Source organism: Kiloniella sp. (assembly GCF_048270245.1).
In the GTDB taxonomy this organism is placed as follows: domain Bacteria; phylum Pseudomonadota; class Alphaproteobacteria; order Kiloniellales; family Kiloniellaceae; genus Kiloniella.
The window spans coordinates 104,538-118,271 of sequence record NZ_JBLWTH010000002.1 but is presented as its reverse complement, the minus strand read 5'-3'; the positions used below and the strand labels follow the sequence as shown (position 1 = coordinate 118,271).

Sequence of the window (13,734 nt, the reverse complement as noted above, 5' to 3'; positions counted from 1 at the left end):
GAGGAAGAATAGTCGGTTTCTAGTGAAGATGAGAGAAAAATGAAAGTAATAGCAGGGAAATTTTTTAAAACTTCAGTACGATCATTGGCAGTTTTAGGACTTGTAGCTGGAATATCCCCAAGCCTTGCGGAAACGTACCTTTCTCCGGTGTCTGATTTTAATTCCGATTTACTTCGGGAAGTCCCTATTTTTGAAAGCAGCGTTATAAATGGTGAAATGCCGCCTGTTGCAAAACGGGTCCCTGAAAATCCCTATGTTGTAAAACAAAACCAAAATTGGGAAGTTGGCAAATATGGCGGATCAATCAGAAGCCTGATTGCAAAATCAAAGGACGTCCGGCTGTTTTCTGTTTATGGTTACGCGCGACTTATCGGTTACACGCCAGACTTGGATTTTACCACAGATATTTTAGATAAGCTTGATGTCGAAGAAGGTCGAATTTTTACGATGACACTTCGAAAAGGGCACAGATGGTCTGATGGTCGTCCCTTTACCTCAGCTGATTTCAAGTACTTTTGGGAAGACGTTGCCAATGATAGCAATTTAAGACCTTTTGGTCCGCCTGCGGAACTACTTGTTGATGGTGAATTGCCTAAAGTAGAAATTATTGACGAGATAACAGTTCGCTATAGCTGGTCTGTACCTAATCCTTTCTTTCTTCCGAGTTTGGCCGCGACACGCCCACTTTATCTTTTCCAACCCGCACATTACATGAAACAGTTTCACGCAAAATATGTGGATACGGATGTATTGCAAGAACGTGTTACCAAAGCTGGCGCGCGTAATTGGGTGCAGTTGCATAACCGTAAAGCAAGGCAATACAAGTTTACGAACCCCAAACTGCCGACATTGCAGCCTTGGGTTAATTCGGTAAAACCACCTTCGACGCGATTTGTTGGTAAAAGAAACCCCTACTATCACAGAGTTGATGAGCTGGGACATCAGCTTCCCTACGCAAATGAATTGATACTTTCTGTTGCCGGAGGTGGATTAATTCCGGCAAAGGTTGGTTCCGGAGATTCTGATCTTCAATCCAGAGGGCTTAATTTTTCCGACTATACTTTCTTAAAAGGAAATGATGATCAAAATGGGTATTCAGTACGCCTTTGGAAGACCGTTCGTGGCTCACAATTTGCGCTTTATCCAAATTTGAATGCCAAGGACCCCGAGTGGCGCAAACTGAACCGCGATAAAAGATTTCGTCATGCCCTTTCTTTGGCAACAAACCGCTACGAACTTAATCAGGTGCTTTATTACGGGCTTGGGCTTGAAGGTAATAACACAGTGTTGCCAAGCAGCAGTCTTTATAAGGAAGAGCATTTCAAAAAATGGGCTGAATTTGACCTGAAAAAAGCAAATATGCTTTTGGATGAAATCGGCCTGACAGATAGAGATGAAGATGGCCTTCGTTTATTAAGCGATGGTCGTCCGATGAAAATCATTATTGAAACTGCCGGTGAAAGTAGCGAAGAAACCGATATTCTTGAATTAATCGCTGATTCCTGGCTGAAGATCGGGGTTAAACTCTACCCTAAACCCTCTCAGAGGGAAGTTTTGCGAAACCGGATTTTTTCTGGTGAAACCAACATGTCTCTTTGGTACGGCAACCTCAATGGACTGTTGTCTCCTCACTCTTCGCCTGCAGAGCTAGTTCCGCGCCAACAGCAATCATTTCAATGGCCTAAATGGGGACAGTATGTAGAAACAAAAGGTAATGCTGGGGAAGAGGTTGATATTACTCAAGCCCAAGAACTGAACAACCTTTATGTACTTTGGTTCAGGGCGCAAACAACAGCTGAAAAGAAAGAAATATGGGAACGTATATTGGAAATAAATAGTGAGGAAACCTATACAATTGGGTTGGTTGCTGGAATTCCTCAACCCGTAGCTCTATCCAATAAGCTAATGAATGTCCCAGAAGATGGTTTTTATAACTGGGAGCCAGGTGCTCTGCTAGGCGTTTATAAGCCTGACGGGTTTTGGTTTGACGAATAGTCATTAAATAAAATACAGGCGATGAATAATGTCATCGCCTGTATTTGAATGATGCTCTATTTTACTTCAAACGTCAGCCCGTCATATCCTGGCTCAACACCTTCGGGGCATTTTGATTTGAGGTCATCATAGTCAACTTGCTGATTCATATGAGTTAGGATTGTACGTTTAGGTTTTAAACGTTCCACCCAACTAAGAGTCTTTTCAAAATGGGCATGTGATGGGTGCGGCTCGTACCGTAAGCAATCAACAATCCAATATTTTACACCTGCTAATATTTCAAAGGCGCGTCCATCAAGATCAAAAACATCTGTTGAGTAAGCAAAATCACCGAAACGGAACCCAAGAGAGTTTGTGTTACCATGATTTTGATAGAAAGGTGTAATTTCAATTGAGCCAATCTTGAAAGGACCATCGATGGTTTTGTCATCCATCATAGGCGTATAGGTACTTTCCGGATCACATGAAGATGTAAACGCATAGGCAAAGCGATTGGTGATTATTTCTCGATCTGATTCGTCCATAAAGGCTTCGATCGGACCGCCTGCTTTATAGGCCAGATACCTCAGTTCATCTAACCCATGAACATGATCAGCGTGATCGTGGGTATAGAGGACAGCATCAATATATTCTACACCGGCATCCAAGAGTTGAATTCTCAGATCTGGGCCTGTGTCGACCAGAATAGTTGTGTCCTCATGCTCGACAAGGATGGAAACTCTGCGGCGTCTGTTTTTCGGGTTTTCCGGGGCGCAATTTCCCCAATTGCCGCCGGACGCACCCGAACAAATGGGAACGCCACCAGAACCACCGCATCCTAGCATTGTAATTTTCATGATTAAGCTGCCGTCGGTCTTTGCGCTTTTGTGAAGAGACGATAGAAATTATCAGTCGTTGCTGAATGAATTTCCGATACACTTACCTTTTTTATATTAGCCAAGGATTCTGCAGTATGACGAACAAAAGAAGGCTCATTCTTTTTGCCACGCATAGGGACTGGTGCCAAATAAGGGCTATCCGTTTCAATCAATAAACGGTCCAGTGGCGCTTCGGCAACTGTTGTCCGAATATCTTCGGCGGACTTATAGGTAATAATGCCGGATAGAGAAATATAAAAGCCCATTTCCAAGGATGCTTTTGCCAACTCAGGTCCTGCTGTAAAACAATGAATTAACGCGGGGTAAGCACCCTTGTTGAATTCATCACGCATAATTGCAATGGTATCGTCATCTGCATCGCGGGTGTGAACAACAAGGGGAAGGCCAGTTTTTCTGGCAGCTTCGATATGTGCCCGAAAACTTTCTTGCTGTCTGTCTCTAGGGGCGTGGTCATAATAGTAATCAAGGCCACTTTCACCCAGGCCAATTACCTTGGGGTCCTTGGCTTTTTCAATCAGGATATCCGGCGATGAAAGGCCTTCGGTTCCTGCTTCATGTGGGTGGATGCCAACGGTGCAATAAATATCGTTATTTGCTTTTGCTATGCCTAAAACAGTATCGAATGTGGATAGCTTGGTTCCAATGGTAACCATACAGCCAATTCCAACGTCTCGTGCCCGTGTTAAAGCATCTTCCAGATCACCATCTTTTAAAAAATAATCAAGATGACAATGAGAGTCGACAATCATTATGCCCCCTCTTCCTCTACATAACGTGGGAAAACGCCCTGTGGTTTGTCTATTTCAACACCCGTAGAAAGGGCTGTTTTAAGATCTGAGAATGTACGCGCATCGGCAGGAAGACTGAGCTGATTTAGCATCTTTTCCATTGATTCAGGCATCACTGGCTGAAGAAGGATTGCTATTTGACGAATAGTCTCAGTGAGAACATATAAAACAGTTCCCATACGAGCCAAATCCGTTTTTTTCAATCCCCAAGGCGCTTGTTCATCTACATATTTATTCGCTGCTGATATAACGTTCCAAACAGATTCCAAACCACGATGGAAGCTTTGTTTGTCAAAGTCATTTCTCAGTTTGTCATGCAACGCAGCAACGCTATCAAGGAGTTCTTTGTCAGCATCGGTAAAATCACCGTGTTCGGGAATTTTTCCTTCGCAGTTTTTGAAAACCATCGAAAGAACGCGCTGGGCCAGATTACCGATGTCGTTTGCCAAATCTCCGTTCATACGGGAAATCATAGCTTGTTTAGAATAGTCACCATCTTTCCCAAAGGGAACTTCGCGCATCATGAAGTAACGAACCTGATCAAGGCCGTATTCTTCGATAAGGGCGTTAGGATCAATCACATTCCCAACTGACTTTGAAATTTTTTGACCTTCATTGGTCCACCATCCGTGCGCAAAGATACGCTTTGGAAGTGGCAGATCCGCTGCCATAAGGAAGGCAGGCCAATAGATTGCGTGAAAACGCAGGATATCTTTCCCGACCATATGAAGATCAGCAGGCCAGAATTTTTGATATTCTGCCGCCGTTTCATCCGGGTAGCCAACTGCCGTAAGATAGTTCGTTAAGGCATCGAGCCAGACATACATGATGTGATCATTATTACCAGGAACCTGAACACCCCAGTTAAATGTTGTCCGACTGACAGAAAGGTCTCTTAGGCCGCCTTTGACGAAGCTGATCACTTCGTTACGGCGACTATCGGGGCCAACGAAGGATGGATCATTTTCGTAAAGAGCCAACAGTTTATCTTCGAAAGCAGAGAGTTTGAAGAAATAAGATGGTTCTTCCACCCACTCAACTTCTGCGCCTGTTGGCGCAATACGTTTCCCGTCTGCGTTTTTCGTAAGTTCTGTCTCTGTATAGAAAGCTTCATCTCGAACGGCGTACCATCCGGCATAACTGCCTAAATAAATAAACCCTTTATCTTCGAGTACTTGCCACAGTTTTTGACATGCGTTCTTGTGACGATCTTCAGTTGTTCTGATGAAGTCATCATTAGAAAAGTTACAGGCTTTTGTCAGGTCTCTGAAATTTTGGGATACTTGATCCGTAAATGTTTGTGGATCAATCCCTGCTTTTTCAGCAGAAGTTTCGACTTTCTGACCATGTTCGTCGGTCCCAGTCAGAAACTTTACATCATAACCATCTAGCCTTTTGAAACGCGCAAGAACATCGCAGGCGAGTGTGGTGTAGGCATGCCCAATATGTGGTTTATCATTCACATAGTAGATGGGCGTTGTGATATAATAGGATCCGTTATCTGATCCAGTCATAGGAAACTCCTGATCAACAGCACTTGCCGTGATACCTCGTGCTAAATCAGGCAGTCAGGTTTTGGAGTTCCGTTAAGGTTGTCACAACGACCTGCTTTTTATCCAGATTAGCACGAGTAGCACGGGCATAATTCTTCGAGCACTTCTCCCACAGGCCGAGCCATTGCGCAAGACCATGTCGTTCAATTAATGCAGAGATTAATGCTTGCTCTTCAGGAATAACCATATCAGGCATAGCGCCTTGCCCAACTGTCTTGGTCAAGCGAGCCAGCCACCAAAGGTACAACTCCATCCCGGTTTTAAAGGCAAGTGGATCAGCACTTGAAAGCTTATCTGCAAAGGCATAGAGCTTAACCATATCCAGATTTGGCAGGGTAGAAAGGAGAAATATCATCTCTCGATATAGGTCAAGGCCTCCACTTTTCCAGAGATCCAGCGCTTTTCCGACTGACCCTTCGGATAATTTGGCTAACTGAACAGCATCCTCATCTGAAAGCTCTGGCGCCTTATTTTTAAGTAACGAAATAACGGTATCTTCTTGCAGTGGTGCGAGCGGAAGATGACAGCATCTGGAGTGGATTGTTTGTAGAATTTGCCCGGGAAGATGGGATATTAGTAGTAATACAGTTTTTTCTGGAGGCTCTTCCAGAACTTTGAGAAGCGCATTTGCTGCGTTGGCATTCATTTCTTCAACAGCATCAACTATGACAATGCGCCAGCCACCTTCAATAGATGTCTTGTGGGAAAAGTTAACAATTTTGCGAACTTCATCGACGGGAATTGTTGTTCGCATTTTACCCTTTTCATCCGGGCTTAATTCAAGGGTGACGAGATCGCCATGCGCGCTGGCTGCAATTCTTTTCGAGACAGGGTTATCAGCACCAATATCCAATGTTGTCGGCAGGGCACTACTATCACCAAATAGACTATTGCTTTCGTCTTCGTTTATTTGATTCATAAGAAAGCGAGAAAAGCGATACGCAAGCGTTGCTTTGCCAATGCCTTTGGGGCCAGTGAGCATCCATGCGTGCGGAAGTTTACCTGAATTAAACCCTCGAAGAAGGGTTTCTTCTGCCTGAGTGTGCCCGATAAGATCTTGTGTCGATCTGGGATGATCAATGAGATCAGGTTCTGGTTGTATTTTTTTTCGGGTTGCTTTAGCCATTGAAAGAACCCGTGAACTTATCGGTGACAGCTTTCCATATCGAATTTTCTACGTCATCGAGGGATTGTGTGGCATCAATGACGATGCAGCGACTTGGGGATTCTTTTGCGATTGATAAGAAGCCATCGCGCATACGTTCATGAAAGGATGTTTCCATACCTTCAAAACGATTTTCACCAAGGTCATGTCCTCTTGTGCGTCCTAGTCCAACGGAAACGGGTAAATCGAGAATTAAGGTCAGGTCAGGTTGAAAATCACCTAATACCCATTCGTGCAGATCGGTAATTTTTTTTGCGCCTAATCCATGTCCTATTCCCTGGTAGGCTACAGAAGAATCTGCAAAACGATCGCAAATGACCCACTCTCCTTTTCCAAGAGTGGGCTTTATGACCTTTTCAACGTGCTCTTGTCGTGCCGCAAACATCAAAAGGGCCTCTGTCTTGGGCGTCCAGCGTGAAGCATCGCCCCGAACTAACAGGTCTCGGATAAGTTCGGCACCGGGCGTGCCGCCTGGTTCTCTTGTGCAAGTGTTTTTGTAACCAAGATTCTCAAGACGTTGGGATAAGCGTTTGATTTGCGTGCTTTTTCCCGCCCCTTCTCCACCTTCTAGGGATATAAAAAAACCTTTGGACATCGGGGTTATGATTTTCCGAAAATCAAATAGTTTAGAGCAGAAACAATACGACTAAAGCCGCCTTCTCTTTCTACTGAATTTGCAGCAACAAGGGGGATTTCTACAGTATCAATCTCTGGTGCTGTAATTGTTAAGGTTCCAAGCCTTTCCCCTTTTTCGATTGGGGTCTGGATCGGCCCAACATAATTAACTGTTGCAGTCATTTTGTTTTTTGCGTTCCGAGGGAGTGTTAAGAGAAGATCTTCTTCTGGCACCAGATCAATGGTTTTTTCTTTTCCGAGCCAGACATCAGCTGTATCAACTGTCTCTCCAGCTTTAAAGAGTTCAAAGTTATCAAATTCTCTAAAGGCCCAAGAAACCAAACGCGCAGATTCTTCTGCCCGTTCTTTTGTACTTCCCATGCCGTTTAAAACCATAATGATACGGCGGTCACCTTGCTTGGCTGAAGCTGTTAAACCATAGCCTGCTTCTTCCGTATGGCCGGTTTTTAGGCCATCTGACCCTAGATTTTTATAGAGTAATGGATTTCTATTACCTTGCGTAATACCTGACCAGGTAAAGGATTTTTCTGAATAGACATCATAAAATTCAGGAAAATCAGTAATGATACGATCAGCTAGAATAGCAAGATCTTTTGCTGTCATTCTTTGGCCTGGATCTGGCCACCCTGTTGCGTTGGCAAAGGTGCTGTTTTCCATGCCAATTTCGCGTGCTTTCGCCGTCATTTCCAATGCGAAATTTTCTTCCGACCCGGCAAGACCTTCTGCGACAACGATACAGGCATCATTTCCTGACTGAACAATAATACCGCGTAAAAGATCATGAATAGATATTTCTTTGCCGACTTCGACAAACATCTTTGATCCGCCTTTTCGCCAGGCTTTTTCACTCACTGGTAGCTTGTCATCCAAAGAAAGGCGACCATCCTTCAGGCGTTCAAAGACCATGTAGGCGGTCATGATTTTACTCATAGAGGCCGGGGGCATAGAAACTTCGGCGTCTTTATTAATCAGAACCGTTTTGGTGGTGTAATCAATCAGGTAGGCTTCTCGCGCTGATGTCTCAATAGCAAAGGCCGATTGAGAGAGCGCTACGAGGCATGCGCCACCGAATAATATAGATTTTATTGAAGATCTAAAATTTGAATTCATTTTGTTTTGCAATGATCTGACCTGAGTGTCTTGAGGGTTTCTTTGGTAGTTAATTTGTTACGAATCTTTTGTGGAGAAAATATGACTTCCAGCCAAAAATAATTGGCTGGAATATTAATCCCGAACTATTAATCAACGACTACACGGGCATCATTGTACCCATTGTCGTGTAATATTTTCAAAAGATTGTCGGCTTCTTGCACGTTCGTCAAAGGTCCAAGGCGAACACGATAAAAAGTACGTTCCCCTAAAGCTGCATTAGCTACCTGAGCAGTCCCGAGTGGAGATAAACGAGCGCGAAGGCGATCTGCATTGTGAACCTGCAGAAAAGATCCCGCCTGAACATAGATACTAGTTGGTGCAACAGGCGTCTGTGACACGACGCCATCGGTAAAATTTACGGTAGGCTCAATACTTGCTGTCTCAATCGGTGAAGATGTCTCACTTGTTACTGTGGAAGACGTCGCCGGAGCATCCAGAGGTTCGGCTGTTACCGTTTCAGTTGGTGCCGCGAGTGTTGTATTCTCATTTGACGCGACTTGAGGTGTGTAGTCTTTTCCCTGAGCTTGGGCGGCTAATTGACGGCTTTCTTCTTCCAGTATTTCAACTTTGACTTTAGCTGTACCTTGAAGTTCAAAGCCCAGAAGTTGGGCTGAACGACGGGATACATCAATAATACGATTATTCGAGAATGGTCCCCGATCATTAATGCGCAGCTTTATTGAGCGTCCATTTCCAAGGTTTGTCACACGTACAAGCGAAGGCATGGGTAAAGTTCTATGGGCAGCGGTAAGCGCATATTGATCATAGGTTTCACCATTGGCAGTTTTTTTACCATCAAACCCAGGGCCGTACCATGACGCTATACCAGTTTCACTGTAATTATAGTCAACGGCAGGATAGTACCAGAGCTTTTTGACTTGATAGGGTGAGCCGACTTTATAGCGCCCAATAGTTTTTGGGGTATCACTTCTTGTAATCGTTTTGGTGGCATGAGACGCAAGCTCAATTTCTGCACACCCGCTTAAGCCTAAACCTATAGCCGTCAGGCATGCTGCAATTTTCGGTAATTTATTTAAGCTCATTGAGACCCCCATACATGTACTGGATAAGATTGTATGCTTCTATCGAAGTCTTATCAATCTTATCCAGTGTGATCCCTGTGATTAATTTATTCAATGCTTCTGTGCTCATTAAGTTTTAAGGTTTTCAGGAGTTTCTGAGTTTAAGTAAAAGAGCTTCATCGGGGTATCCATCACCGGGTAAACCAACTTTCTTTTGAAAATTACGAATACCTTCGCGTGTTTTCCTGCCAATGATACCATCGGCTTTGCCCACATCGTACCCAAGGTTACCGAGAAGCGTTTGAATTTCTTCAATTTCTGTTCTGTGTAAGGGGCGCTCTTCGACAGGTCTCGGTGAAATAAGAGGTGGCTTGCCTGCAATCCGATCTGACAGATGGCCGACAGCAAGGGCATAAAGAATAGATCTATTCCAGTTCAGGATTTTGCGAAAATTATTATATACAAGAAAGGCGGGGCCTTTATGACCGGATGGAAGGATGAGAGATGCCTCTAATTCAAGTGTAGGCAAATTATTACCTGTTATTTTTCTAACGCCGGCTTGTTGCCACTGCAAAAGGGTTTTCTTGGTATTAAGGCCAACTAAATCCCAGTTGAAATCTTTAGGGAGCTGAACCTCCCTGCCCCAAGTATATTCATCATCCCAACCAATTTGGCCAAGGTAATTAGCTGCGGATCCAAAAACATCTGGCAGGCTGTGCCAGATATCCTTACGACCGTCGCCATTTTCGTCTACTGCGTAGAGATTATATGTCGAGGGAATAAATTGAAGGTGGCCCATGGCACCAGCCCATGATCCTTGCATTTTTTCTGGTGTAATATGGCCGTCATCTATTATGCGTAAAGCTTCAAGTAGCTGGGTTCTGAAAAAATCACTACGCCGTGTGTCGTATGCAAGTGTAGCATCGGCAGCGATGACAGAAAATCCGCCTGTATGTTGACCAAAGTTACTTTCCAGCCCCCAGAACGCGAGTAGGAAGCGGCTTTGTACCCCATATTTTTTGCTGATGTTATCCAGTAGTTCTTTGTGAGTTTTCTGAAGTTGTTGCGCTTTATTAATGCGTTGAGTGTTTACAGCCCGATCCAGATAGGTCCAGAACGTACGCGTAAATTCTGGTTGCCTTCGGTCGTATTCAATAATCTTTGGGATCGGCTCGATGCCAGTAAAACTTCTGGTAAGGGTTTGCTCAGAGATCCCCTTATTTTTTGCTTCTACTTTGAATTCGTTAAGCCATTGTTCAAATGATATTTGTGCTTCAATTGGTTCCGGTGTGCTTTCAACTGTTTGAGCGTGTGCCGTTGGAATTAGGAATGAAACAGAAATAACCGTAGAAAGAAGATACCCGCAGAACGTAAGTTTTGGACTGCTTTTGCATGTTTTCTGTAATTTACAGGTTCTGCGTAATGAAAAAAACAAAGTAAGCTCCGAATCGCGAAAGATGATCTCAAAGGAATTTGAGAGAACTTTATCCGAATTCAGGCAGTAAAGGCCACCTTGTTTACAATTATATTTCTATTATACCCCTCTGGTATATTTTTCTTAAATTTCTCTGGGTTTTATATTGTTTTGTGAAACACGCGACAGTTCGACGTTCCTTGCCCTTTAAACAGGTAAATTCGATCCTTTTTGGCAAGCTTTTTGGGGTCATGGAGCATATTTCTTTGATACAATGCCGCGCCGTATTTTCTACCATCAACGACGGCAATGTATTGCATCGATTTTACTTGTTTAAATCGACCTCGTCGACAGGCTTTGCTTAATCCAGGATCTTTTGTGAAAATTTCTGACAGCGGATCTTTTGTACTATAGATTAGACGGCTTCCCAAATAGCGTTCTTTTTTTAACTGCTGGCTTGGTAATCCCGGTTTCAACAAGGGCTTACGCGTAATGTTATTAGGGCTTAAGTAACCGTTCTGCGCGACACTATTGTGTGCAGGCAGAGCGAAAGCGGTCGAGATAATTACCGTCGCTAATACTTTCTTTGCTTTTTCCAGCATAACACTACTTTTCTGGTGTTTTTAATTTATGAAAATAAATATAACTGCTAAAAGAAAACGTAGAGTTAATATCTTGTTTTCATTTTTATGAGACCTTACTGCTTATTATATTGTTAATTTATTTAAGGATCTCGCTTGGGCATGATCAAAAATTTGTTAGATAAGCTTTTTGGAAAGAAAGAAGTGCGCCGTGAAGGTCGCGAGTTTGGAGCTTCTGGTACTGTTACCGTTTACGACGTTGCCTATCCATTGGACAATTGGAGCTCTAGCGGATTTGCTATAACTGGTTATGACGGACCACTATTGCGTGGGGATCATATTACGATCAACTTTTGTTTGAAGCTGGATGGCGGCACCCTAGAATTTGATTGTAAATCTATTATTGTTAGGATTGAACCTGACAAAGAAACACTCGCAGGGGTTTTTGTTGAGATGAATCCTGAAACCCGAATTCTTATTGCGAATTATTTTGATAGCTAAGATGCGCGAGCAAGCGTATTCTAATCACTGGTAAATTATATATAAAGGTCACTTCATGTCTGATGAAGAAGCTATGAATAACGATGACGTTGATGACATGTTCGATTCTCCGCCCGAAGAAGCAGCTTCTCCGGCGGCCGCGTTACCCGTAAATGATGAAAATGTCCCCGCGGTTCACGGGGTCGGGTTGGAAGTGTCCGCGATACTGGGAACAGCGCAAATGCCCGTAAGTCAATTGTTGAAAATGGGACGTGGTGCGGTTGTCGAGTTGGATAAATATATTGGTGATACGATTGATATCTCGATAAATGACCAGATGATCGCACGTGGTGAGGTTATGATCAAAGAAGATCGGCTGTGTGTAGAGATTATCGAGATGATAAAAAGAACTGGTGATTGACCGTACTTGAATACACTTCCGTCCAATGAAAGATTAAGGAGCTAGGCAGCTCCTTTTTTATTTTTTGGAAGAAAAAACAAAAAATGTCATTTTTTCTTATCTAAGCATTTGACACTACGTTCAAATGGAGATATTTCAGAGCCCGTCCGAGAGATGATAGTAAAATATAACTCTCAGGGCGATATATGGAAGGATGGCAGAGCGGTTGAATGCACTGGTCTTGAAAACCAGCAAGGGTGCAAGCCCTTCCAGGGTTCGAATCCCTGTCCTTCCGCCATTATTCAAATAGTGAGCCGTTGATGTAAATCCGGCTCACTATTTTTTTATGTCTCAATTACTGATACTTCTAGAGAGAGTTTAAACTGGCCCTTTTGATAGCGATATTCGTACAAATGAGTATCTTGAGGCGAAATCCTGGGAACAGTTAGCCGGTGCTACAATCATATTTTGGTATATCTGTAGCGACGACGGTATTCATTTGGGGAAATTCCCACTAATCTTTTGAATAAACGTCGAAAGGAACTGCCGTCCTCATAACCGACTTGTTCTGAGATATCATCAATAGTGTCTATGGTCGTTTCCAGTGCGTGTTTTGCCTCTTCAATCCGCAGTGACTGAACGTAGTCTATTGGTTTGTATCCTGTTGATGCATGAAACCGCCTTTTAAATGTTCGGGGATTTAGTCCTGATAATGTGGTCATTTCGGCAACAGGGTTTGTTACATCATAGTGATCAGCTATCCATGTTTGACATTTTGAAATTGTTGCATCGGTGTGTTGTCTGGGGCGAACCATAGCAGCAAATGGAAGCTGTCCTTGACTGTGATCTCCAAACAAAAAGATCTTGGCAATTCTTCTTGCCTCTTCTTCTCCGCAAAACCGTGCAATTAAATAAAGGGACAAGTCTGTCCAAGAGGCTGATCCACCACTGGTTATAATACCGTGTTCAGGCCCTGATGGGACCAGTACCCGCTCTATTTTTAAATCGACTTTAGGGTGGTGGATTTTGAAGGTTTTTGAGGCACTCCAATGTGTTGTTGCTTCCCTTCCATCTAATAAGCCAGTTTGTGCGAGCAATAGAGAACCAGTGCAGACAGAACAAATCACAGCTCCCTTCTCTCGTTGAGAGTTAAGCCAGTTTATCGCGCTGTACCAGTTAGCTTGTTTATCCGGCTCAATAAAAAGATCAGGAATAATTATCACATCCATTCGGGCCTGATCTGTAAAGGTTGCATCTGGCGCTATAGGGACTTTAAGTTTGGTAATTATTGTTTCTGTTGTTTCGGCAATGATAAGGGGCCGCATCTCCCTGCTTTGTGTCTTCTGTCCCGTGAGACCTTCCCATATGGTTCCAACACATGAGAAGACTTCGTGTAGTCCATATATAACAGCTGCCGAAGATTCAGGCACTGCTAGCAAGCCGATTGTTACTTTTTGCGTGGTTTTTGAAATAGGCATTCAGTTTTCTGTCACATATGACACGTTATTGTCAATTTTAGCTCTAACGATATTGTTTCAGCAGTGGCAGATTATTTGCCGGAAAGAAACACCACTTCAAGCGGCCTGACAAGTTACAGGAACTATTCTTGATAAAGTTACTGGGAATCGTTTGGTGTGAAAAACATCCATAAAATAACCATTCATAAGCGA

Annotated in this window: 13 protein-coding genes and 1 tRNA gene; 4 read left to right on the top strand and 10 right to left on the bottom strand. The window is 43.4% G+C overall.

Annotation, left to right across the window (positions count from 1 at the left end):
• Window positions 1-39 precede the first annotated feature (39 nt).
• Window positions 40-1,995, top strand: a complete 1,956-nt coding sequence (locus tag ACN0W5_RS05705; RefSeq protein WP_417453232.1) for an ABC transporter substrate-binding protein — start codon at window positions 40-42, stop codon at window positions 1,993-1,995.
• Window positions 1,996-2,051: 56 nt separating this feature from the next.
• Here ACN0W5_RS05705 and ACN0W5_RS05700 read toward each other — a convergent pair whose 3' ends face one another.
• The 9 genes from ACN0W5_RS05700 to ACN0W5_RS05660 all read right to left on the bottom strand — a co-directional run bounded on the left by ACN0W5_RS05700 (window position 2,052) and on the right by ACN0W5_RS05660 (window position 11,205).
• Window positions 2,052-2,831 carry an MBL fold metallo-hydrolase gene (locus ACN0W5_RS05700; protein WP_417453231.1) on the bottom strand — a complete coding sequence of 260 codons (780 nt, stop codon included), beginning with the start codon at window positions 2,829-2,831 and terminating at the stop codon, window positions 2,052-2,054.
• Window positions 2,832-2,833: 2 nt separating this feature from the next.
• Complete coding sequence (locus tag ACN0W5_RS05695; protein WP_417453230.1) at window positions 2,834-3,622, bottom strand: TatD family hydrolase; 789 nt, start codon at window positions 3,620-3,622, stop codon at window positions 2,834-2,836.
• Complete coding sequence (gene metG, locus ACN0W5_RS05690; protein ID WP_417453229.1) at window positions 3,622-5,175, bottom strand: methionine--tRNA ligase; 1,554 nt, start codon at window positions 5,173-5,175, stop codon at window positions 3,622-3,624. The genes ACN0W5_RS05695 and metG overlap by 1 nt, the downstream gene beginning before the upstream one ends.
• A 46-nt stretch (window positions 5,176-5,221) precedes the next feature.
• Window positions 5,222-6,340 carry a DNA polymerase III subunit delta' gene (locus tag ACN0W5_RS05685; protein WP_417453228.1) on the bottom strand — a complete coding sequence of 373 codons (1,119 nt, stop codon included), beginning with the start codon at window positions 6,338-6,340 and terminating at the stop codon, window positions 5,222-5,224.
• Entirely contained in the window at window positions 6,333-6,974 is a 642-nt protein-coding gene (gene tmk / locus ACN0W5_RS05680; protein WP_417453227.1) for a dTMP kinase, read from the bottom strand. The genes ACN0W5_RS05685 and tmk overlap by 8 nt, the downstream gene beginning before the upstream one ends.
• Before the next feature lie 5 nt (window positions 6,975-6,979).
• Window positions 6,980-8,125, bottom strand: coding sequence for a D-alanyl-D-alanine carboxypeptidase family protein (locus ACN0W5_RS05675; RefSeq protein ID WP_417453226.1), 1,146 nt, complete (start codon window positions 8,123-8,125; stop codon window positions 6,980-6,982).
• 128 nt (window positions 8,126-8,253) lie between these two features.
• Window positions 8,254-9,210: a septal ring lytic transglycosylase RlpA family protein gene (locus tag ACN0W5_RS05670; protein WP_417453225.1), complete on the bottom strand. Its 957-nt coding sequence runs from the start codon at window positions 9,208-9,210 to the stop codon at window positions 8,254-8,256.
• Between the two features lie 124 nt (window positions 9,211-9,334).
• Complete coding sequence (locus ACN0W5_RS05665; protein WP_417453224.1) at window positions 9,335-10,624, bottom strand: lytic murein transglycosylase; 1,290 nt, start codon at window positions 10,622-10,624, stop codon at window positions 9,335-9,337.
• Between the two features lie 140 nt (window positions 10,625-10,764).
• Window positions 10,765-11,205: a hypothetical protein gene (locus ACN0W5_RS05660; protein ID WP_417453223.1), complete on the bottom strand. Its 441-nt coding sequence runs from the start codon at window positions 11,203-11,205 to the stop codon at window positions 10,765-10,767.
• Window positions 11,206-11,346: 141 nt separating this feature from the next.
• Between ACN0W5_RS05660 and ACN0W5_RS05655 the strand changes: the two genes are divergently transcribed.
• The 3 genes from ACN0W5_RS05655 (at window position 11,347) to ACN0W5_RS05645 (ending at window position 12,362) form a co-directional block, all read left to right on the top strand.
• Complete coding sequence (locus tag ACN0W5_RS05655) at window positions 11,347-11,685, top strand: hypothetical protein (protein WP_417453222.1); 339 nt, start codon at window positions 11,347-11,349, stop codon at window positions 11,683-11,685.
• A gap of 55 nt (window positions 11,686-11,740) precedes the next feature.
• Complete coding sequence (locus ACN0W5_RS05650; protein ID WP_417453221.1) at window positions 11,741-12,085, top strand: FliM/FliN family flagellar motor switch protein; 345 nt, start codon at window positions 11,741-11,743, stop codon at window positions 12,083-12,085.
• Between the two features lie 187 nt (window positions 12,086-12,272).
• A tRNA-Ser gene (locus tag ACN0W5_RS05645) sits at window positions 12,273-12,362 on the top strand.
• A gap of 163 nt (window positions 12,363-12,525) precedes the next feature.
• Here the strand turns inward: ACN0W5_RS05645 and ACN0W5_RS05640 are convergent.
• The gene (locus ACN0W5_RS05640; protein WP_417453220.1) at window positions 12,526-13,542 is read right to left on the bottom strand and encodes a GlxA family transcriptional regulator; all 1,017 of its coding nucleotides are present in this window, start codon (window positions 13,540-13,542) and stop codon (window positions 12,526-12,528) included.
• Window positions 13,543-13,734: the final 192 nt, after the last annotated feature.